General features: G+C 60.6%; 20 protein-coding genes and 1 tRNA gene. 10 read left to right on the top strand and 11 right to left on the bottom strand.

Going from position 1 to position 21366, the window contains the following annotated elements; translation table 11 throughout:
* Nucleotides 1-5: 5 nt before the first annotated feature.
* Nucleotides 6-1628 carry a bifunctional phosphoribosylaminoimidazolecarboxamide formyltransferase/IMP cyclohydrolase gene (gene purH, locus MWU38_RS06240; RefSeq protein ID WP_247270948.1) on the top strand — a complete coding sequence of 541 codons (1623 nt, stop codon included), beginning with the start codon at nucleotides 6-8 and terminating at the stop codon, nucleotides 1626-1628.
* Between the two features lie 244 nt (nucleotides 1629-1872).
* Here purH and MWU38_RS06235 read toward each other — a convergent pair whose 3' ends face one another.
* The 9 genes from MWU38_RS06235 to MWU38_RS06195 all read right to left on the bottom strand — a co-directional run bounded on the left by MWU38_RS06235 (nucleotide 1873) and on the right by MWU38_RS06195 (nucleotide 9891).
* Nucleotides 1873-2283, bottom strand: a complete 411-nt coding sequence (locus tag MWU38_RS06235; protein ID WP_247270947.1) for a DUF3035 domain-containing protein — start codon at nucleotides 2281-2283, stop codon at nucleotides 1873-1875.
* Nucleotides 2283-2813, bottom strand: coding sequence for a signal peptidase II (lspA, locus tag MWU38_RS06230; RefSeq protein WP_247270946.1), 531 nt, complete (start codon nucleotides 2811-2813; stop codon nucleotides 2283-2285). The genes MWU38_RS06235 and lspA overlap by 1 nt, the downstream gene beginning before the upstream one ends.
* Nucleotides 2806-5805, bottom strand: a complete 3000-nt coding sequence (locus MWU38_RS06225; protein WP_247270945.1) for an isoleucine--tRNA ligase — start codon at nucleotides 5803-5805, stop codon at nucleotides 2806-2808. Before MWU38_RS06225 ends, lspA begins: the two co-directional genes overlap by 8 nt.
* Entirely contained in the window at nucleotides 5802-6752 is a 951-nt protein-coding gene (locus MWU38_RS06220) for a bifunctional riboflavin kinase/FAD synthetase (RefSeq protein WP_247270944.1), read from the bottom strand. The genes MWU38_RS06225 and MWU38_RS06220 overlap by 4 nt, the downstream gene beginning before the upstream one ends.
* Nucleotides 6752-7255, bottom strand: a complete 504-nt coding sequence (locus MWU38_RS06215; RefSeq protein ID WP_247270943.1) for a dihydrofolate reductase — start codon at nucleotides 7253-7255, stop codon at nucleotides 6752-6754. Before MWU38_RS06215 ends, MWU38_RS06220 begins: the two co-directional genes overlap by 1 nt.
* Nucleotides 7252-8367: a 5-(carboxyamino)imidazole ribonucleotide synthase gene (locus MWU38_RS06210; RefSeq protein WP_247270942.1), complete on the bottom strand. Its 1116-nt coding sequence runs from the start codon at nucleotides 8365-8367 to the stop codon at nucleotides 7252-7254. The genes MWU38_RS06215 and MWU38_RS06210 overlap by 4 nt, the downstream gene beginning before the upstream one ends.
* A gap of 120 nt (nucleotides 8368-8487) precedes the next feature.
* Nucleotides 8488-8970 carry a 5-(carboxyamino)imidazole ribonucleotide mutase gene (gene purE, locus MWU38_RS06205; protein WP_247270941.1) on the bottom strand — a complete coding sequence of 161 codons (483 nt, stop codon included), beginning with the start codon at nucleotides 8968-8970 and terminating at the stop codon, nucleotides 8488-8490.
* A complete protein-coding gene (gpmA, locus tag MWU38_RS06200; protein WP_247270940.1) occupies nucleotides 8970-9668 on the bottom strand; it encodes a 2,3-diphosphoglycerate-dependent phosphoglycerate mutase in 699 nt (232 codons plus the stop codon). Before gpmA ends, purE begins: the two co-directional genes overlap by 1 nt.
* Before the next feature lie 52 nt (nucleotides 9669-9720).
* Entirely contained in the window at nucleotides 9721-9891 is a 171-nt protein-coding gene (locus MWU38_RS06195; protein WP_247270939.1) for a hypothetical protein, read from the bottom strand.
* A gap of 121 nt (nucleotides 9892-10012) precedes the next feature.
* Between MWU38_RS06195 and MWU38_RS06190 the strand changes: the two genes are divergently transcribed.
* The 4 genes from MWU38_RS06190 to MWU38_RS06175 all read left to right on the top strand — a co-directional run bounded on the left by MWU38_RS06190 (nucleotide 10013) and on the right by MWU38_RS06175 (nucleotide 13918).
* Nucleotides 10013-10087, top strand: a tRNA-Thr gene (locus MWU38_RS06190).
* Between the two features lie 280 nt (nucleotides 10088-10367).
* Nucleotides 10368-11507, top strand: coding sequence for an acyl-CoA dehydrogenase family protein (locus tag MWU38_RS06185; RefSeq protein WP_247270938.1), 1140 nt, complete (start codon nucleotides 10368-10370; stop codon nucleotides 11505-11507).
* Between the two features lie 72 nt (nucleotides 11508-11579).
* Nucleotides 11580-12371 (top strand): PH domain-containing protein, encoded by a 792-nt coding sequence (locus MWU38_RS06180; protein WP_247270937.1) that lies wholly within the window; start codon nucleotides 11580-11582, stop codon nucleotides 12369-12371.
* An 8-nt stretch (nucleotides 12372-12379) separates the two neighbouring features.
* On the top strand, nucleotides 12380-13918 hold the full coding sequence (locus MWU38_RS06175) for a PH domain-containing protein (RefSeq protein ID WP_247270936.1): 1539 nt from the start codon (nucleotides 12380-12382) through the stop codon (nucleotides 13916-13918).
* Here the strand turns inward: MWU38_RS06175 and MWU38_RS06170 are convergent.
* Nucleotides 13915-14220: a GNAT family N-acetyltransferase gene (locus MWU38_RS06170; protein ID WP_247270935.1), complete on the bottom strand. Its 306-nt coding sequence runs from the start codon at nucleotides 14218-14220 to the stop codon at nucleotides 13915-13917. The genes MWU38_RS06175 and MWU38_RS06170 overlap by 4 nt on opposite strands.
* A 66-nt stretch (nucleotides 14221-14286) precedes the next feature.
* Between MWU38_RS06170 and MWU38_RS06165 the strand changes: the two genes are divergently transcribed.
* On the top strand, nucleotides 14287-15306 hold the full coding sequence (locus MWU38_RS06165) for a beta-eliminating lyase-related protein (protein WP_247270934.1): 1020 nt from the start codon (nucleotides 14287-14289) through the stop codon (nucleotides 15304-15306).
* Nucleotides 15303-16223: a DMT family transporter gene (locus MWU38_RS06160; RefSeq protein ID WP_247270933.1), complete on the top strand. Its 921-nt coding sequence runs from the start codon at nucleotides 15303-15305 to the stop codon at nucleotides 16221-16223. Before MWU38_RS06165 ends, MWU38_RS06160 begins: the two co-directional genes overlap by 4 nt.
* On the opposite strand, the gene MWU38_RS06155 is transcribed toward MWU38_RS06160, so the two are convergent.
* Complete coding sequence (locus MWU38_RS06155) at nucleotides 16206-17000, bottom strand: SDR family NAD(P)-dependent oxidoreductase (RefSeq protein ID WP_247270932.1); 795 nt, start codon at nucleotides 16998-17000, stop codon at nucleotides 16206-16208. The genes MWU38_RS06160 and MWU38_RS06155 overlap by 18 nt on opposite strands.
* Nucleotides 17001-17052: 52 nt before the next feature.
* Between MWU38_RS06155 and pepN the strand changes: the two genes are divergently transcribed.
* The 3 genes from pepN to petA all read left to right on the top strand — a co-directional run bounded on the left by pepN (nucleotide 17053) and on the right by petA (nucleotide 21307).
* The gene (gene pepN / locus MWU38_RS06150; protein ID WP_247270931.1) at nucleotides 17053-19752 is read left to right on the top strand and encodes an aminopeptidase N; all 2700 of its coding nucleotides are present in this window, start codon (nucleotides 17053-17055) and stop codon (nucleotides 19750-19752) included.
* Nucleotides 19745-20503 carry a peptidoglycan editing factor PgeF gene (gene pgeF, locus MWU38_RS06145; RefSeq protein WP_247270930.1) on the top strand — a complete coding sequence of 253 codons (759 nt, stop codon included), beginning with the start codon at nucleotides 19745-19747 and terminating at the stop codon, nucleotides 20501-20503. Before pepN ends, pgeF begins: the two co-directional genes overlap by 8 nt.
* Nucleotides 20504-20740: 237 nt before the next feature.
* Nucleotides 20741-21307 (top strand): ubiquinol-cytochrome c reductase iron-sulfur subunit, encoded by a 567-nt coding sequence (petA, locus tag MWU38_RS06140; RefSeq protein ID WP_247270929.1) that lies wholly within the window; start codon nucleotides 20741-20743, stop codon nucleotides 21305-21307.
* Nucleotides 21308-21366 lie beyond the last annotated feature (59 nt).

Below are 21366 nucleotides of genomic sequence, written 5' to 3'. Positions count from 1 at the left end.
CAAAAATGGCATCAACGGTGATCAAGCGGGCGCTTCTTTCGGTGTCCGACAAAAGCGGCTTGGCAGAATTGGGCAAGGCGCTCACCGCGCGCGGGGTAGAGCTTGTAAGCACCGGCGGCACGGCGCGCACGCTGCGCGAGGCAGGGCTTGAGGTGAAGGATGTGTCCGACCTCACCGGTTTTCCGGAGATGATGGACGGGCGGGTCAAGACGCTCCACCCCAAGGTTCACGGCGGCCTTCTCGCGCTGCGTGACAATGACGATCACGTCGCCTCCATGGAAGAGCACGCAATCGGCGCGATCGACCTTGTCGTGGTCAATCTCTACCCGTTCGAGGCAACCGTCGCCAAAGGGGCAGAGCGGGCCGAGATCATCGAGAACATCGACATTGGCGGGCCTTCGATGGTGCGCTCGGCGGCCAAGAACCACGGCTTTGTCACTATCATGACAGATAGCGGCGATTACGCCGAATTGCTCGAAGAACTGGACGCCAATGACGGCGCGACCTCAGATGCTTTCCGTATCCGCATGGCGGGCAAAGCCTATGCCCGCACGGCCGCCTATGACGCAGCGATTGCGAACTGGTTTGCCTTTGGCGATGCCTTCACCAATCCACTGGGGACAGAGGCTCTGAAGGCGACGCCGTTCACCGACACCATGCCGCTCGCCTTCAAACGTTCGGACACGCTGCGTTATGGCGAGAATCCGCATCAGTCGGCTGCGATTTACGTGCCGCAAGTCACCGGCACCAACGGCGTGCCACAGGCCGAACAGCTTCAGGGCAAGGCGCTGTCCTACAACAATTTGAACGATGCCGATGCGGCGCTTGAACTGGCGGCGGAATTTGCAGGTGGCGATCCTGCCGTGGTTATCGTCAAGCACGCCAACCCATGCGGCGTGGCGCAGGCGGGCACTTTGCTCGAGGCGTGGAACGGCGCGCTGCAATGCGACAGCGTTTCGGCCTTTGGCGGGATCGTTGCGGTCAATACCGAGCTTGATGGCGCAACGGCTGAAGCGATTGCCAGCATCTTTACCGAAGTTGTCATCGCGCCTTCAGTGAGCGCGGAGGCGCGCGAAATCTTTGCGAAGAAGAAAAACCTGCGCCTGCTTGAATGTGGCACTCTGCCCGATCCGCGGCGCGGCGGCTTTTTCATGAAGACGATTGCGGGCGGGATGCTGATCCAGGGGCGCGACAATGGCGCTGTCACCATGGAAGACCTCAAGGTGGTCACCAAGCGCGAGCCGACAAGCCAGGAACTCAAGGACTGCCTGTTCGCATGGACCGTTGCGCGCCATGTGAAGTCGAACGCGATTGTTTATGCCAAGGACGGGATCACGGCTGGCATTGGCGCAGGCCAGATGAACCGCCGCGATTCGGCGCGGATCGCGGCGAGCAAGGCGGCAGAGGCTGCGGAAACCTACGAATGGGGCGAACCCCGCACCAAGGGCAGCGCGGTTGCCTCGGACGCTTTCTTCCCGTTTGCAGACGGCCTCATTTCAGCGGCTGAAGCAGGCGCGAGCGCGGTTATCCAACCGGGCGGTTCAATCCGTGATGAAGAGGTGATCGCGGCGGCAGATGAAGCGGGCCTTGCCATGGTCTTCACTGGCATGCGGCATTTCAGGCATTAGTTTGTTTCGTGCTCCCCCATCCGGGGGAGCGTCCTCGCTAGACGGGCAGGCAAGCTGCCCCCGCTGCGGGCGGGCGGTCGCCCTTGCGACGCCTGCTGCGTCGAACAAGCACTACGTCGAAATGAAGTCGCGGAGCACAGTCACGCCTGGTGACCGCAAGCCCGACCGGGCGCCCGCAGGTGCCCCGAAGCGAAGCGCAGGGAACAGCACCGAGGACGAAGGCGCGGATGCGCCTTCGAAAAACTTAGGAAGGTATAACCGTCCGAGCGTTCTGACCGTCACCTTCGGGAGCGGCGATGATGTCGCGGGTTACGCGGCCTTTGGCGACGGTGTTGGTGCCCTCATCGCCGACAAGCGAACGGATGCTGGGAGCCGCTGCCCCTGCACGGTCGAGCGCGCTGGTTTCAATGCTACTGCGTGGTGCCGGCCCGCCGAAAAGCGCGTCGAGCGCCTGTTCCTGCGCGGTTCCTTCGGCTGCGCGAGGCGCGCCGGGGGCAGGAGGGGTGAGCGTGAAGTCAGGCGGGATCACCAGCGGCGCCTGACGCTGCACGGCGAATTCATCGGGGCGGTCACGGTTAAAAATCCCGCTTCCCCCGCAAGCAGCAAGCATTGCCGCGCCCGATGCGAGTAAAATGGCGGTTTTGACGTTACGCATTATGAATTCTCCGCTTGGGCGATTTCAGCGCCCTCTTCACCATCCTTTTCGCGCACAAACAGACTGCGCGCAAGGATGATCACAACACCAATGGTGATAGCCGCATCCGCGACGTTGAAAACAAGAAATGGCCTAAAGCTACCGATGTGAAAGTCGGCATAGTCGATCACATAGCCGAACACATAGCGGTCGTAGATATTGCCAATCGCCCCGCCCAAAATGAGCGCGAGGCCCAGAATATCGCCCAAAATCTTCTCGCGCATCATCCAGACGAGGACCACGAGGCCGATCAGCGCGGTCATCGCGACAAGCAGCCAGCGCATCTCCATATTGGTCGCCTGAAGCATGCCAAGGGAGATGCCCCGGTTCTCGACATAGGTGAGATCGAAGAACGGCAAAAGCTCGATATTGCGCACATTGCGCAGGTTCAGCGGGCCGATCACGTACCACTTGATGATCTGGTCGATGACAGCGACAAAGGCCGCAAAGCCTAGCCCGATCAGCCGGTTACGGGTGAACAGATTATTCACCAACCACTCCTTCACACCGGCCACACAGCGCGCCGTCTTCCGCAACATCGGGAAGAAGGCGCCAGCAGCGGCCGCATTTGTGGTCAGAAGATTTGGTGACTGTCACCTCGTCCGTATCGCCGCGGGTCACTGTCCCGGTGATGAACAATTCGGCGAGTTGTTCGTCGCTCACGCCTTCTGGCACTGCGGAGGCTGGCACGGTGACGGTCGCTTCATTGCTGGAACGGATCACCTTCTCGCGCCGCAGCGGCTCAATCGCCTCGGTCACACGCTCGCGAAGGGCGCGCAATTGCTCCCACTTGGCGCGGTCAGCGGGCACTTGCGGCACGCTCGGCCATTCGAGAAGGTGGACGCTGCCCTCTTGTTCGCCATCTTCGGGATAGCGGGTTTGCCACACTTCCTCGGACGTAAAGACCAGCACCGGCGCGGCATAGCGCACCAGCGCGTGGAACAGCAGGTCGAGCACCGTGCGATAGGCATTGCGCGTGGTCGAATCCTCCCCATCGCAATAGAGCGTGTCCTTGCGAATATCGAAGAAGAAGGCGCTGAGGTCCTCGTTACAGAAGTCCACCAGCAGGCGGGTGTAGGTGTTAAAGTCGTATTCGGTCGCGGCCTTTTTCAGCTTGCCGTCAAGCTCGGAAAGCAGCGAGAGAACGTAGAGTTCAAGCTCCGGAATTTCGCCGCTATCTGACATATCGCCGACATATCCATCGAGCGCGCCGAGCAGATAGCGGAAGGTGTTGCGAAGGCGGCGATATTGGTCGCCCACGCCTTTCAGGATTTCATCGCCAATGCGGTGATCTTCGGTGAAATCGACGCTCAGCGCCCAAAGGCGGATGATGTCCGCGCCGGTCTGCTCCATCACCTGCAGGGGCGAGACCGTGTTGCCGAGCGATTTCGACATCTTCTTGCCCTTGGCATCCATCGTGAAGCCGTGGGTGAGCAGCTGATCGTAAGGCGCGCGGCCACGAGTGGCGCAGCTTTGCAGGAGCGAGGACTGGAACCAGCCGCGGTGTTGGTCCGAGCCTTCGAGATAGAGGTTGGCGGGCCATTGGAGGTCGGGCCAGCGCCCGCTTTCGAGAACGAAGGAATGCGTACAGCCCGAATCGAACCACACGTCGAGGATGTCCATGACCATCTCGAACTCTTCGGGATTGTGCTGGTCTCCGAGGAACTCGGTCTTGCGGCTTTCATCCCAGGCATCGACGCCTTCTTCTTTGACGGCTGCGACAACGCGCGCGTTGACCGCTGCGTCTTGCAGATAGGTACCGTCGGGGCGCACGAACAGCGTGATCGGCACACCCCACGCGCGTTGGCGTGAGAGCACCCAGTCGGGCCGCCCCTCGACCATGGAGCCGAGGCGGTTCTGGCCTTTTTCAGGGATGAACTCGACCCGGTCGATTTCCGACATGGCGCGGCTGCGCAGCGTGCCGCCGCCGTCGAGGTCCTTGTCCATCGGCACAAACCATTGCGGTGTGCAGCGGTAGATCACTTTGGCTTTGGAGCGCCATGAGTGCGGGTAGGAGTGCGCGTAGTCGGCAGACGCACTGAGCAGGGCGCCCGCTTCGCGAAGGTCCGAGCAGATCGGCCCATCGGGCGCGTTGAACGGTTTGTTGATGACCGAGCGGCGGCGTTCCTTGCCCTCGTCGTCTGTGTCATCTGCGCCCAGCCACGGCCAATCATCGCGATAACGGCCATCGTCCATCACGGCGAAGACGGGGTTGAGGCCGTTAGCTTTGCACAGGTCGAAATCGTCCTCGCCGTGGTCGGGCGACATATGGACAAGGCCGGTCCCGCTCTCGGTGGTGACAAATTCGCCTTCGAGGAAGGGGCGCGGGGTAGCGTAAAATCCGCCGAGATGGTGCATCGGGTGGCGGGCTTTGGTGCCTGCTAGCTCTGAGCCTTTAACCGAATGAAGCATACGCTCGAATGGTGCGGAACGACCTTCGCCAAGCCATTCGCCCGAAATCTCGAACACAGCATTCTTCGCACCGAAGTCACTGACATCGACCATGGCAGCCAACGCATTCAAACGCGACAGGAAGCTTGGTACAAGGTCTTTTGCGATCAAAAGCCGCTTGCCGTTAAAGGGCAGGCCTGCATCGTGCAAACGCTTCTCTGCCTCGTTCACATCACCCGCGATCTCGCCGCCAGTCTTGCCTTCGGCTAAGCCAACCACGTCGACTACGAGCGAGAAAATCGCATACTCAACATCCGCCCCATAAGCCAAAGCCTGGTTCACCGGGATCGTCCACGGCGTCGTCGTCCAGATCACCGCATGCGCGCCGACCAGCTCCGGCACCGCCGACTCGATGATCTCAAACGCCACGTCGATCTGCGGGCTGTCGGTCAGGTCCTCATACTCAACCTCGGCCTCGGCCAGAGCAGTTTTCTCAACCGGCGACCACATGATCGGCTTTGACCCGCGATAGAGATTGCCAGCCTCGGCAAACTTGCAAAGCTCGGCAACAATCGTCGCCTCGGCCTGAAAATCCATGGTGAGGTAGGGGTTGTCCCAATCGCCCATAATGCCAAGGCGCTTCAGCTGCTCGCGCTGGGTGTCGACCCATTTCTGCGCGTAGGCGCGGCACTCGGCGCGAAATTCCTTGGCCGGAACCTCGTCCTTATTCTTCTTTTTCTTGCGATATTGCTCTTCGACCTTCCACTCGATCGGAAGGCCGTGGCAATCCCAGCCCGGCACATAGGGCGCGTCTTTGCCCATCAGGTTCTGCGTGCGGCAGACCATGTCTTTCAGGATATGGTTCAGCGCATGGCCGATATGCATATCGCCATTGGCATAGGGCGGGCCATCGTGGAGGATGAACTTCTCGCGGCCAGCGCGGGCCTCGCGGAGCTTGCGGTACAGATCAATCTCGCGCCAGCGCGCCTCAATGCCCGGTTCCTTCTGTGGAAGGCCGGCTTTCATCGGGAAGGCAGTCTTCGGCAGGAAGACGGTGTCCTTATAGTCGCGTTTTGTGCTGTCGTCTGTCATTGTGGGAGCGCGCTTAGAAGCCTTCTCGCTTCCTCGCAATCCTTCTCCATCTGAACCATCAAATCATCGAGGCTGTCGAACTTGGCTTCACCGCGCAGGAAATGGTGGAAGGCGACCTCAATTTCCTGACCATAAAGGTCGCCGGAAAAGTCGAAGAAATAGGGTTCGAGCAGCTCCTTGGGCGGCTCAAATTGCGGGCGGATGCCGATATTGGCCGCGCCTTTGTAGGTTTCGCCGGACGAAAGCACCGTGCCTGTCACCGCATAAACCCCGTATTTCGGGCGCAAATAAGTGCCGATGGCTATGTTCGCGGTGGGATAGCCCAGCTTGCGCCCGTTTTTATCGCCATGTTCGACAATGCCCCGAATAGCGAAGGGGCGAGTGAGGAGTTCGGCTGCCAACTCCGGGTCGCCGTCGCGCAATGCCTCGCGCACGCGGCTGGAGGATATGACGCCCCCTCCATTTTCATTGGCGCTTTCAACCGCTTCGACAACCCGTGATTTAAGTCCCTGCTCGGCTCCGAAGGTCTGGAGCAATTCGACATTGCCCTTTGCCATCTTCCCGAAAGAGAAATCACCGCCGGTGACTACGCCATATGCGCCAAATCGTTCAATCAGGATCTGGGTGATGAAGTCCTCGGCGCTGGTGCTCGCTAGCTCTGCGTCGAAATGGAACACGAGCATCGCGGTTGCGCCTGCGGCGAGGTAGAGTTCCTGCCGCTGTTCCAGAGTGGTCAGGCGAAAGGGCGGCACATCGGGCTTGAAATGGCGCACAGGGTGCGGGTCAAAGGTCGCGATGATCGAAGGGCGGCCCTCCTCGTGTGCCCATTTGATCGCTTCACCCGCAACCGCCTGATGCCCCTGATGAAATCCGTCAAAATTGCCCAGCGCGATGACAGCACCGCGAAGGGGCTCCATCACAGGCTCGCGGTGGTCGAGCCAGCGCATTACTCGGCCTTTGTCCGTTTGTAGGTGACGAAGGAGAAGGCAGGCGTGTCGCCTTTCGCCTCGTGATCTTCGCGCGCCACCTCGATCCATTCGTCGCCCAGCGGCTTCATGAATACATCGCCCTTGAATTCCGCGTGGATTTCGGTGACTTCCACGCGGTCGGCCATGGGCCGGAACACGTCATAGATCGCAGAGCCGCCGACAACGGCGATTTCGCCCGTGTCATTGTTTTCGCGCGCCAGATCCAGCGCATCGGCGACGGTGTGCACCACCTCTGCGCCTTCGCAGCTCCATTTGGGGTGGCGGGTGAGCACAATGTGGCGACGACCGGGCAATATGCCGGGCAGGCTCTGGAAGGTTTTGCGCCCCATAATCATCGGTTTGCCCATGGTCATGGATTTGAACCGCTTGAAATCGGCAGGAATATGCCACGGCAAACGGTTCTCAAACCCGATAGTGCCGTTGGCAGCGCGCGCGTAAATCAGGAAGATCTCGTGGTTCATATGGTGGCGCCGGATGCCGCGTTCGATACGCGCGTCACATGGCCCATCTTGCGGCCATCGCGCGCCTCGCGTTTGCCGTAAAGGTGCAGGTGCGGCTCGCCCTCTTCGGCCAGAAGCTGGTGCGCGGTAAGGGCATCCTCGCCAACGATATTGCGCATCTCGATCCGGGCAAAGCGCGTTTGCGTCCCGCCAAGAGGCAGCCCCGCGACGGCGCGGATGTGGTTTTCAAACTGGCTGGTCGCAGCGCCCTCAATCGTCCAGTGGCCCGAATTGTGCACCCTCGGCGCCATCTCGTTGAAGATCGGACCGTTGGCAGTCGCAAAGAATTCAAGTGTCAGCACCCCGACATAGCCAAGCGCATCGGCGGTCTGGCGGGCGATTTCACGCGCCTTTTCGACTTGCCCTTCGATGACGTCGCCTGCGGGCAGGGTTGAAACCGCGAGCATTCCGCCCTCGTGGACATTGGCGGTCGAATCCCAGAAGCGCACCTCGCCATCGCCGCCACGCACAAGGATGACGGAGAATTCGGCGGCGAAATCTACGAAGCCTTCGTAAATGCAGGTGCGCCCCGGAAAGCGCACGCCTTCGGCCTCATGCGCCGATGAAATGCGCCACTGGCCCTTACCGTCATAGCCATCGCGCGCGGTCTTGAGGATGCCGGGCGCGCCGATCGAATTGACGGCGCGGGCAAGCTCTTCATCGCTTTCGACGCGGGCATACGGCGCACAGGTCGCGCCAAGATCGCACACGAAGCTTTTTTCGTTCAGGCGATCTTGGGCGACTTCCAGGGCGCGCCTGCCGGGCACGATCAATTCGGATGGAAGCGCGTCGATCACCGATACAGGGACATTCTCGAATTCCCAGGTGATGACATCGCACTTTGACGCAAACGCGGCGAGCGCAGCCTTGTCGCCCCAGCCGTTTTCGAAGAAGTCGGCGCTCACCTCGGCGGAGACATTGTCCCCGGGAGGCGCGTATCCAATAACGCGGTAACCCAGCTGCACGGCGGCCTGCGCCATCATGCGGCCCAATTGGCCCCCGCCAAGAATGCCGATTGTCGAACCCGGTGTGAGAGCCAAAATGTCCTGTCCCCATTGCCTTGCTGCCTGCATGTCGCGCTGGCGCTAAGGCTGTGTTGCTTTGGCCAAAGGCTTTAAGAAAACCCCAGCGTTTCTACAAGATCAGCGTTTCTACAAGATCAGCGTTTCTACAAGATCAGCGTTTCTACAAGATCAGTCGACGGGTGTTTCGCCTACATCGGATGTTCGTGCGGCGCGCCAATCCTGGAGCCGCTCGGATAACTCCTCATCGCCCAGCGCCAGAATGGACGCCGCCATAAGCCCTGCGTTCTTCGCGCCCGCCTCGCCGATTGCCAATGTGCCGACGGGAACCCCGCCCGGCATCTGCACGATCGAGAGAAGACTATCCATGCCAGAGAGAGCTTTGGACTGCACCGGAACGCCGAGCACGGGCAGATGGGTCATCGCCGCGATCATGCCGGGCAAATGCGCCGCCCCGCCGGCGCCTGCGATAATCACATCGAAGCCTTCGCCCTCGGCTCCCTTGGCAAAGGCGCTCATCCGGTCGGGCGTGCGGTGGGCCGAGACGATGCGCGCCTCATGCTCGACTTCAAGTTCGTCCAGCACCTCGCTTGCACACTTCATGGTCGGCCAGTCCGACTGGCTCCCCATGACGATTGCCACCTTGCCTGCCATCACGAATCCTTCAGATAATAGCGTTCGCCTGGCACCAGGCGTCCATCGTCTTTGGCATCAAAATCATAGATGATCGGCTGACCCGTCGGGATTTCGAGGCCCGTGATGTCCTCATCCGAGATGTTCGACAGGTGCTTCACCAGCGCACGAAGCGAATTGCCGTGGGCCGAGATAATCACCGTCTCGCCGCTTTCGAGCACGGGAAGAATATCGCTTTCCCAATAGGGGAGCACGCGCTCGATCGTGAGTTTCAGGCTTTCGGTGTAGGGAACGTCGATCCCGTCATAGCGCGGGTCCGCGCCCGGATCGTATTGGCTGCCCGGCTCCATTGGCGGAGGCGGCGTATCGAAGCTGCGGCGCCAGATGTGGACTTGGTCCTCGCCGTGCTTGTCGCGTGTTTCCTGCTTGTCGAGGCCGGTGAGCCCGCCATAGTGGCGTTCATTCAGACGCCAGTCTTTTGTGACCGGTAGCCACAAGCGGCCCATTTCTTCCAAGGCCAGATTGAGCGTCTTGATCGCGCGGGTTTGATAAGAGGTGAAGCAGGTGGTCGGTATGACCCCTTTTTCCTTCATCAGCGCGCCTGCCGCCTTTGCTTCGGCAACGCCTTTCTCGGTCAGATCAACGTCCCACCAACCGGTGAAGCGGTTTTCGAGGTTCCACTGGCTTTGGCCGTGGCGCACGAGAATAAGCTTTGGCATTGTCACTCCGTATTAGCGGGTGGTCAGATCCTTTTGGAATACGGCGCGCTGGTTAGCTTGGCTCACCGGTCTTGGAAAGGTCTTGCGCGTCCGATTCGCCATTTTCGTGTGGCGGTTCCTCGCGCATTTCGCGGGTTTGCGCTTTCCTGCGGCGAAGATTCTCGCGCAATTTGGCCGCGAGCCGCTCTTCCCGCGTCATTTCAGATGATTTTCCTTCACTCATAATTAGTGCCCTGCCGCCTAAAAACGCCAAGCTCAAGAGGGTTTGCGCCATTCGCGGCATACACCCTTGGCAATCGGGCTTGACATTCGGGGACCATCTGACGATAGGCGCGCCTCGGTTAGCTGCTGTAGCTCAGTGGTAGAGCGCACCCTTGGTAAGGGTGAGGCCGAGAGTTCAATTCTCTCCAGCAGCACCATTTCCCTGCATTATGAACCAACGGTAGCCGGGTAACCTGGTCGCAGCGCCGCACCACGTCTGTGTTCGCTGCCTCTTCAATCCGTTCGATTTCGCGCCTTTGGGCGGTTTCTCAAGTGTCGCAGGCGCTGTGAACTCAAACAGGCTCGTCCATCCTCGCCATCGCCACGTAGCTTGGCGTATATGAGGCTTTGCAGATTGGCTGCTTGCCGATAACAAGCGCCCAAACATTAAGACGAAGAGGTGCCGCTATCAATTTCGAACTTCCCGAAGAGTACCAGATGCTCGAAGACCTCGTGCAGCGGTTTGTGCGCGATGAGTTGATGCCGTTGGAGGCGGGCGTTCTTGAACGCGATGCGAACGGACAGGGCGGATATATCACGCCGGATGAGAAGGCGCGGCTTGATAAAGTTTCAAAGGATATGGGGCTTTGGGCGCTTGATGCGCCGGAGGAAGTGGGCGGCTCAGGCCTTCCGCACGTCGCGCTTGTCGGTGTGAATATCGCCATGGGCAGCACGGTGGCGAAATATAACCTTCCCCCTGACAGCCCGAATCTGAAGATGCTCGCAGGCTATTGTGATGAACGCCAGCGCGAAGCCTATCTTGTGCCCCATGTCGAAAAGGGGACACTGTCGGCCATCGGCATTTCGGAGCCGGGTGCGGGCGCTGACCCTTCTGGCATGAGCACCAAGGCGGTGCTTAAGGGCGACAAGTGGATCATCAACGGGCGCAAGATCTGGATCACGTCGGCAAAAGAAGCCGATTTCACGATCCTTCTTGCGCGCACCGACCCTGAGGCCAAGGGTTCGGCGGGCATGTCGGCCTTCCTCGTGGACCGCGATGCGCCCGGTTTCAATGTGGTAAAGCAGGTGCCGATGCTGGGCGGCGAATACACCTATGAAATCGCACTCGAGGATTGCGAGGTCGAGGACTGGAAGCTGCTTGGCAAAGAGGGCGAGGGTTTTGCGCCGATGCAATTGCGCCTCGGCACAAGACGTATGCAGATGGCGGCATGGTGCATCGGGGCGGCCGAACGCGCTCTCCAGATCATGACCGAACACGCGCCGGAGCGCGTAACTTTCGGAAAGCCGCTTTCCGCGCGTCAGGCGGTGCAATGGTGGGTGGCCGATGCCAAGACCAAGATCCATGCCGCGCGCCTTATGGCTTATGATTGCGCATGGAAGCTCGATGAGGGGCGCGATGTGCGCTCCGAGATTTCCATGATCAAGGTCTATTGCAGCGAGATGGCTCAGGAAGTCATCGACAACGCGATGCAGTGCCTTGGCGGGATGGGCGTAACCAAGGAAATGCCGCTTCACATGCTCGCAGGGCGTGTGCGCAATATGCGCATCTATGACGGCCCATCCGAGGTGCACCGCATGGTGATCGCGCGCAATTCCATGAGCGTGCCCAGAGGATAAAGTGCGCAGTTTTCGCGCCGGCGCTCTAGTTTTGTCTTGCGCTGGCACGCGCGCCTTCGCACATAGCTTTGCATGAGCGACGAAGGATCTGGAAACCCGGACGACAAGACAGGCTCCGGCACGAGCGCAGGCGGCGCACAAAAGCCTGCCTCCAAACCCGGTCCTGCGAGCCATCTGTTCGGCCATGATGGCGGGGCAAAGCCGTGGGACCCGGGCCAGCGCCGGGCAGCCGCCGCGCCTTCTGCGTCGCCGGCCTCCGCTCCTTACCCGCGCGATGCGCAATATGCGCCCAGACCGCAAGGGCGCCCCTTGGGCGAGGATGCCGGCGAGGACGGATCAAGTGCTCCTGTCGCAGACCCGACCTCTTCGATATTCAGCGATGTCGACGACGAGGCAGAGCTCACTAGGCTGCACCCCAATTACAAGCTGTTGATGCGGCTGACGGCTGTGTTTGTGGGCTTCCTTCTGATGATCGCGGGGCTCGTCGTCGATGGCGCCCTGCAAAATGAAGGTGCGCCCATACCCTTTGGCGTGATCACCGGGATTGCGGTTCTCATCGCGCTGTTCATCATCATCCGCATCCCGCTCGCACGCTACAACGCGCGCGGTTACCAGATCAGCCATGATCGCCTTCGCGTGGTGCGCGGGATCATGTGGCATTCCGACACCATCGTCCCCTTTGGCAGGGTGCAGCATATTGACGTTGACCAGGGCCCGATCGAGCGCGCCTTGAGCATTGCCACGATGACGCTGCACACCGCCGGCAGCCACAATGCCTCGGTCCGTCTGCCGGGTCTGGGGCATGAACTTGCAATTCAGATGCGCGAGGAAATCCGCGCCCACATCAAACGTGAGACGATGTGAACGAGGCGGTGTCATTAGCGGCCGAGCACGAGGGCGCGCCGGAAGGGCTTAACACCGACCCCAAAACGGTGGCGGTCGGCCTTTTGGCAAGTGTCCAGAACGCGATCCTGCCAACGCTCGCGATCACCTTTGGCACAGGCGGCATTGGCACTTTCGTCGCTATCCCCGTGGCAGCCGCCATCATCCTGATCGGCACATTTTTCGCCTACATCAGTTGGAAACGGCTGACTTACACTATCGGTCAGTCGGACATACGGGTTGAAAGCGGCGTGCTGAGCCGCGCGGCGCGCTCTGTCCCCTATGAGCGTATCCAGGATGTGAGCCTTGAGCAGAAACTGCTTCCGCGCCTGCTTGGTCTGGTGTCGGTCAAGTTTGAAACCGGTGCTGGCGGGGGTGAGGATCTGGCGCTCGCCTATCTCACCGAAGAACGCGGCGAGGAATTGCGCCAATTGGTGCGCGAGCGGCGCGACAGCAACGAAACGGCGGAGGCGAGTGCCGAGCGTCAGGTCCAAGCGCAATCCGACGATGCCGAAGCACTCTTCACCATGGGACCCGCACGGCTTTTCACCTTTGGCCTGTTCGAATTCAGCCTTGCGATCTTCGCAGTGCTGGGCGTTGCACTCCAATATGTCGACAGCCTCGACCTCATCGACTTTTTCCGGCGCGAATTCTGGGAAAGCGCGATTGAAGAATATGGCCTCGACATCGGCGCGCTTGACCGCTCGATGCAGGTGATCGGGGTAATTCTCAGCCTGTCTGCGCTGTTCGTAATCGGGACGATCACCGGCATGGTCCGGGTTTTAACCCGCGAATGGGGCTTTCTGCTTGAACGCACCGCGAGAGGATTCCGTCGCCGCCGCGGTCTGTTCACCAAAACCGATGTGGTCATGCCGATCCACCGCGTGCAAGGGGTGCGGATTGGCACGCGGCTCCTGCGTTACCGCTTCGGCTGGCACTCTTTAAGCTTCGTCAGCCTCGCGCAGGACATGGGCGCATCAAGCCACGTGGTCGCCCCCTTCGCCAAGCTGCACGAGATCGCGCCGATTGCAGAGGCGGCTGGATTTGCGCTTCCGGACGAGAACACCGATTGGCGCCGCGCGAGCGAGAAGTATCTGTTCGACAGCGCGCTTGGCGATGCCTTCAAGTTTGTGATCCCCGCGATTGCGGCGGGCGCTGCGACCAGCATCTATGCGCCCGAATGGACGAGCCTTGCCGTCGGGGCGTTCCTTGTGGTCGCCGGAATTACGGTCATCCTGAACGTGCTTGCATGGCGCTATCAACGCCACGCACTCGATGAGCGGCAGATTGTCTCTGCGCGCGGGGTGCTTTCCCCCCGCAGCCAGATTGCGACGCGCCTGAAACTGCACTCGGTCGAGATTTCGCAAGGGCCCATTGCGCGCCTTCGCGGCTATGCGACCGTGCATCTGGGACAGGCGGGCGGTGTTTTTGCAATCCCCGGCGTGCCAATTGAGCGGGCACGCGAGGTGCGCGCAAAGGTCATGGAGACGATTGCCGTAACCGATTTCAGCCAGTTGGAAACGGCTTAAGCGCGAAGGTCAGCCCACTCGGGATTTTCGTCGAACTTCTTGGCGACGTAGGAGCATTGCGGGACAATCTTGAAATCCAGCCGCCGCGCGTCTTCGATCATGCGCTCAACCAAAAGCCCCGCAATCCCACGCCCGCCGATTGCTTCGGGCACGATTGTATGCGTTGCAACGCGCACGTTCTCGGCCTGCGGCTCCCATTCAAGGTGACCGGATGCGCTTTCACCTTCGATCGCGGCGACATACTTTCCGCCCTGCCCCTGAACGTGGTGGGTGATTGTGACTTTGTTGTCCTGACCGCTCACGAAAAATTCTCCTTCTTGCTGCGCTGATTATTGCCAAGAGCCTCGATAGCAGTAGAGGCATGAGGCATGAGTGATGTGAAGCCCTTCCTGTCTGACAACGCCGCGCCCGTCCACCCCAAGGTCTGGGAAGCGATGCGCGCAAGCGATAGAGCGGACAACCCCTACGACGGCGATGCGCTTTCCGCGCAATTGGATGAACGGTTCAGCGATCTGTTCGGACGCGAATGTGCAGCGCTCTGGGTGGCGACGGGGACGGCGGCGAATTGCCTGGCGCTTTCTACCATGGTGCAGCCGCACGGCGGCGTGGTCTGCCACGAAGAAGCGCATATCGAGGTCGATGAAGGCGGCGCGCCGGGGTTTTATCTTCACGGGGCAAAATTGATGCTGTGCGCCGATGGTCACGGGGGCGAGGGCGCCAAGCTTACGCCCGATCAGATCGCCGCTCACATCGACCCCATCCGCGACGATGTGCATCAGGTGCAGCCCCACGCCATCGCGATTACGCAGGCGAGCGAATATGGCCGCTGCTATTCACGAGCCGAGCTTGAGGCCCTGAGTGCTTTTGCCAAAAGCCGGGGCCTTGGCCTGCACATGGACGGCGCGCGTTTTGCCAATGCGGCGGCATTTCTGGGCGGTTCAGCGAAGGAGGCGGCTTACGGCGTCGACAGCCTCGCTTTCGGTTTCATCAAGAACGGCGCGATGAGCGCGGAAGCGGTGGTTCTGTTCGATCCGGAACAGGCGAGCCTCGCCAAATATCGCCGCAAGCGCGCCGGTCACCTGCAATGCAAGGGCCGCTATCTCGCCGCGCAAATCCTCGCGATGCTCGACGGCGATCTGTGGCTTGCCAATGCCGCCCACGCCAATGCAGCGGCGGGCGAAATCGCAAGCGGTTGCGGCGAACGATTGATGCACCCGGTCGAGGCGAACGAACTGTTCGTGACGCTTTCCCCCGAAGAACGCGACGCTTTGCGCGCCCAAGATTTCGCCTTTTACGACTGGGGCGCAGATGCCGCGCGTTTTGTCACCGCATGGGACACGCGCGAAGAGCACGCGGCGGCTCTGGGCAAGGCCATCGCCAGCCTGTGAGCGCGTCCGCCCCATCAATTCTGAACTGGCGGGTGATTGTCCCCTTTGTGCTGACCGGCACGATCTGGGGATCAACGTGGTTTGTCATCACCGGACAGATCGACGGCGTGCCGGCGGCATGGTCGGTGTTCTATCGCTTTGCGCTTGCAACCCCGGCGCTGTTCCTCGTCGCGTTCCTGATAAAACGCAGGCTTCGCCTGAACCGGCCAGAGCACTTGCTCGCGCTGCTTGTCGGCCTGTTCCAGTTCAGCGGCAATTTCCTCTTCGTCTATCACGCAGAGCTTTACGTGACCTCCGGCATCGTCGCGCTGATGTTCGGTTTGATGATGGTGCCCAACGCGCTTCTGGCGAGGGGATTTATCGGTGAGCGCGTGCCAAGCGGTTTCATGATCGGCAGCGCGGTTGCGATCGTCGGGGTCTCCTCGCTCCTTTTCAATGAATGGACCACCAATCCCGATGCGGGCGTGATCGGCGGCAATGTGGGCCTTGGAATTGTGCTTGCGCTGCTGGGCATCTTGTCCGCTTCGGTCGCCAATGTGATTCAGGCCAACCCCACGGGCCGCGCCGTGCCGATGGTGAGCCTGCTTGCATGGGCGATGCTGTACGGGACGGTTTTCGATCTGGGCTTTGCCCTTGCGACGGCTGGCCCGCCGCCTGTGCCAACGCAACCCGGCTATTGGGGCGGGATTGTGTATCTGGCGCTCATCGGCTCGGTCATCACCTTCCCGCTGCATTATAATCTCGTGCGCGAGATCGGGGCGGGGAAAACCGCGTATAATGCGGTCCTCACAATCTCTGTTGCGATGGCGGTGTCAACTTTGTTCGAGGGCTATCGATGGACCCCGATAACCATTGGCGGGATGGCGCTTGCGGTTCTGGGGATGATAATAGCCTTGAGGTCAAAGCAGGTTAGCTAGCCCTTCGACATAGGTCGGATATTGCAGCTTCCAGCCAAGCACGCGCTTGGCCTTGCCGTTCGCAACGCGCCGGTTCTCGCCGTAAAATCCGCGCGCCATCGGTGAGAGTTTGGCTTCCTCAAGCGTTTCCATCCCGGGCGGCTCCACACCAAGAAGCGCGCAGGCGTGTTCGGTCACGGCATTGCCGCTGATCGGCAAGTCATCGCCAAGGTTGTACGCGCCCGCAGGCGCATCGCTGGTGAGCGCGGCGACAACACCGCTGGCGATATCGTCCACATGGCAGCGGCTGAACACTTGCCCCGGCAGGTCAATCCGCCGCGCCCGTCCCTCCCGCACGCGGTCGAGCGCGCTTCTGGTCGGGCCATAGATACCGGGCAGGCGAAAGACCCTCGCCCCCATTTCCATCCAAGCCGCGTCCGCCTCGGCCCGCGCATTGCGGCGGCCTTCTCCGGTTTGGGCAATCGTGGGGGTGGCTTCGTCGACCCATGCGCCTTGCTGATCGCCGTAAACCCCGGTGGAGGAAAGGTAATAGAGCGCGCGGCCCCCTAAGTCCTTGCCGTATGATGCCAGCACCGGATCATCGCCAGCCTCGCGGTCAGGCGGGACGGAAGAGAGGATGTGGGTTGCGCGTTCCACAGCGGATTTCACAGCGCCCGCGTCGCCAAAATCAACGGTCCCGGCGCTCCCCGTCGCCTCGACCTTCCAGTCCAGGGCTTCAAGGCGGGCGGCGATGCGTTTGGCGGTGTAGCCGAGGCCGAAAATCAATAAATGCGACATTGCTTGCCTCAATCGGTTGGAAGCGGGGCCAAATCAATCTAAATCGATGCCCATGGATATAGCGACAACCCCATCGAACCCTCAAGGCAACCCCGAACTCGCCGATGCAGCGCCCACTCCGCATGAGCCGCCTGTGATCCGGCGCGAGGATTACAAGCCGTTTGCATGGCTGGTGCCCGACACAAAGCTGCATTTCGACCTCGGCATTGAAACGACGACGGTGACTGCGACGCTCACCGTCCGGCGCAATGCCGATGCGGATGCGAGCCAGGTCCTTCGGCTGAACGGCGATGGCCTTACCGCGAAAGCGGTGCTGGTCGATGGCGTCCCCACCGATGACTGGGTGATGGAGGGGCCCGACCTGCTCCTCACGCTTCAGGGCGAGGATCACGAGGTGACGATCACCACCGAAATCGCTCCCGACAAGAACACGACGCTGATGGGGCTTTACGCCTCGAACGGGATGCTTTGCACACAATGCGAGGCCGAGGGATTTCGCCGGATCACCTTCTTCCCCGACCGCCCCGACGTGCTTTCAACCTACCGCGTGCGGATGGAGGCGGATAAGGCCACGTTCCCGATCCTCCTGTGCAACGGCAATAAGGAAGAAACAGGCGATCTCGACGGTGGCCGTCACTTTGCCGAATGGTTCGACCCCTGGCCAAAGCCATCCTATCTCTTCGCGCTCGTCGCGGGCGATCTTGTCGCGAACAGCGGGCCTTTCACCACCATGTCCGGCCGCGAGGTCGAGTGCAATATCTGGGTGCGGGCCGAGGATTTGGGCCGCACCGATCACGCTCTCCAGTCGCTCCACAATTCGATGAAGTGGGACGAAGAGGTGTTCGGGCGCGAGTATGATCTCGACCTTTATAACATCGTTGCCGTTTCCGATTTCAACATGGGCGCGATGGAGAACAAGGGTCTCAACATCTTCAACACGAAATACGTGCTGGCCGACATTGAAACTGCGACCGATGCCGATTTCGACGGTGTCGAAGGCGTGATCGCGCACGAATATTTTCACAACTGGTCGGGCAATCGCATCACCTGCCGCGACTGGTTCCAATTGTCGCTGAAAGAGGGCTTCACCGTCCTTCGCGACCAGCTGTTCAGTCAGGATATGCGCGGCGAAGCGGTCAAGCGCATCGAGGATGTGCGCATTTTGCGCGCCGCTCAATTCCCGGAGGATGCAGGCCCCCTGGCGCATCCGATCCGCCCGGACAGCTACCGCGAAATCTCCAACTTCTACACCGCCACCGTTTACAACAAAGGCGCCGAAGTCATCCGCATGATGCGCTCGATGGCAGGGGTCGAGCGTTTCCGCAAAGGCACCGACCTTTATTTCGAGCGTCACGATGGTGAGGCGGCGACCTGCGAGGATTTCATCAAGGCGATTGAAGACGGCGCCGGGCTCGATCTCACCAATTTCCGCAAGTGGTATTCGACCGCAGGCACGCCGGTGGTGAAGGTGCGGCGCGAGAGCATTCCGCGCGATCACGATGACTGGCTGCACATCTCGCAGTTCTTGCGTGGTAAAGACGGGAACGAGGTGCCTTGCGACTTCACCATTCCGCTGCGAATTAAGCTGTTTGGTGAGGGCGTGGGCGATGAGGAACAGCTTTTGATCCTCGATAAGCCCAGCATGACCCTGCCCATTGATGATCGCACCGATGCGATTTCGATCAACCGTGGCTTCACTGCCCCGGTCATCATCGACACGGCTGCCAGCAAGGCTGCCTTGGTGACCTTGGCGCAAAAGGATGACGACCCGTTTGCCCGCTACGAGGCGCTGCAGGAATTGACGGTGATGTACATGCTCGGCGCAATTCGCGGTGAGTTCGACCCATCTCGCGGCACTTCAGATCTTCAGCGCGATGCTATCGCCGGTTCGAAGGTGAGCTTTGAGCGTTCGCTTGTGCGGGCGTTCAAGTCGGTGATCGAAGATCCCGACCTCGACGATGCTATGCGCGGCGAATTGCTCAGCCTGCCAAGCGAAACCTATCTGTTCGAGCGTATGGCAGGCGGAGAGGCCAAGGCTGATCCGGGCGCGATCCATGCCGAGCGTGAAGGGCTGAAAGCGATGCTCGGGCGCGAGCTTAGCGATGAATTCCATGCGCTCTACGATCGCTGCGAAAAGGTTGCCTACGATGATCCCGCCGGGCGCGGTGCGCGCAAGGTGAAGACAATGGTTCTGGGCTATGCCGCTGCATCAGACCCGGTAAAGGCCGCCGAACTCGCGGCCCATCAATATGACCGCGCGGACAATATGACCGACCGCCAGGGCGCGCTGATGGTGCTCGCCAGCCTTGATCGCCCCGAACGCGAGGCGCGGCTTCAGGACTTTTATCAACGCTTCAAGGGCAATGACCTTGTCATCGACAAATGGTTCACGCTGCAAGCGCTCTCATTGCATCCCGATGTGCTTGCGCAGGTAAGGGCGCTTGCCGAACATTCCGACTTCACCATGAACAACCCCAACCGCGTGCGTTCGCTCTACATGGCGTTTGCCGGCAATCCGAGCGCGTTTCATGCCGCGGACGGATCGGGATACAAGATGATTGCGGACTGCATCATCGCGCTTGATCCGATCAACCCGCAGACGGCTGCTCGCTTTGTGCCAGCTCTCGGCAAATGGCAGCGGATCGAGCCGGGCAGAGCGGCATTGATGAAGGGCGAGCTTGAGCGAATCGCGGCGCAGGACAATCTCTCGCGCGATACCTTCGAACAGGTGAGCCGCAGTCTGGATGGCTGATACGCCCTTTCAGATCGAGCGCTCGCCTCACCTCGAAGGCGTCCCCCATGCGTTTTTCGGCTCGGCGGGCGGCGCGCATCAATTCGGGTTTGGTGGGCCCGGAGAGAGCAATGCGATCAGGCGCCTGCGGGCCGACGCGGCGAGCGCCCTGGTCAAGGGTGCGCCTCTGGTCACGCCCCATCAGGTGCACTCCTGCGACGTGATTACCGTTGAGGATGCGTGGCCCGATACGCCCGAAGGTCGCCCGGTTGCCGATGCGCTTGTGACGAATCGCTCGGGTCTTGTGCTCGGCATTGTCACCGCCGATTGCGGGCCGGTGCTTTTCGCCGATCAGAAAGCGGGCGTTGTGGGCGCGGCCCACGCCGGATGGCGCGGCGCACAAGGGGGCATCCTTCGCAACACCCTCGCCGCGATGGAGGCGCTGGGTGCAAAAGGCCCGGACATTGCCGCTGTCCTTGGCCCGGCGATTGCGCAGGAAAGCTATGAGGTGGACGAAGCTTTCCGCGAGAATTTCACCCCATCCGACGATATCCATTTCACCCCCGCCGGCATGCGCGAGGGACGCGAGCGCTGGCATTTCGACTTGCCGGGCTATATCGCCGCGCAGCTTGAAGCGCAGGGCATCGGGACCGTTTCAATCATCGGCCAGGATACCTACGCCGCCCGGTCGACATACTATTCCTACCGCCGTGCTACTCAGCAAGGTGCACCCGATTATGGGCGACAACTCAGTGCAATTGCGGTGCGTTAGGGCTTGCAAATCTTTGCCCCTTGCGCGTAGCCGAACTAATTGTGCTTAAAACACCATTGGCTTTCCCAAGAATTCTCTTATAGGGGCGCCAATCGTGGAACGCGCGTTTCGACCAATCGTTGGAACGCTACGATGGATTGGGATAGCTGGCGCGCGGGTCGCGATGCTGGCAAGAATAACTGAAACACCGCACCGGGGTTCCCTCCGGTCGCGGTTAGATTAGCAGGGTATCGAAAAATGGCTTCGACTGCAGACAACGCAAAAGCTGAAGAAGGCGCTGGCGAAGGCGTGCGCCGCCGCGACTGGATCCACATCGCCGCTGTGAGCACCGCTGGTGTTGGCGGCGCTTCGGTTTTGTTCCCACTGGTGAGCCAGATGGCTCCGACCGCCGACGTTCTGGCCGCATCGACCACCGATGTTGATGTCTCGGCGATCGAGCCGGGCCAGTCGATCAAGGGTGTTTTCCGCGACCAGCCATTGTTCGTGAAGCGCATGACCGCTGATGAAATCGCTGAAATGAAGGCCACCGATGCTGGCTCGCTTCGCGATGCAGAGACGCTTGAAGACCGCCTTGGCGAAGGCAACGAAGACATTCTGGTCCAGCTTGGCGTGTGTACCCACCTTGGTTGTGTGCCGCTGGGCGCCGGCGAGGGCGAGGACAAGGGTGAGTTCAACGGCTATTTCTGCCCGTGCCACGGTTCGCACTACGACGCCGCTGGCCGCATCCGCAAAGGCCCTGCGCCGACCAATCTCGTGGTGCCGGATTTCGCCTTTACCACTGACACCACCATCCGTGTCGGCTAATTGATCGTAGCTACGGTTACGCAGACTGTTTCAACGAAAAGAACGAGCAAGAGAGCATT

It is taken from the genome of Qipengyuania sp. S6317L1 (assembly GCF_023015615.1).
Taxonomy (GTDB): Bacteria; Pseudomonadota; Alphaproteobacteria; order Sphingomonadales; family Sphingomonadaceae; genus Erythrobacter.
This window is presented reverse-complemented; position numbering and strand designations above follow the sequence as displayed.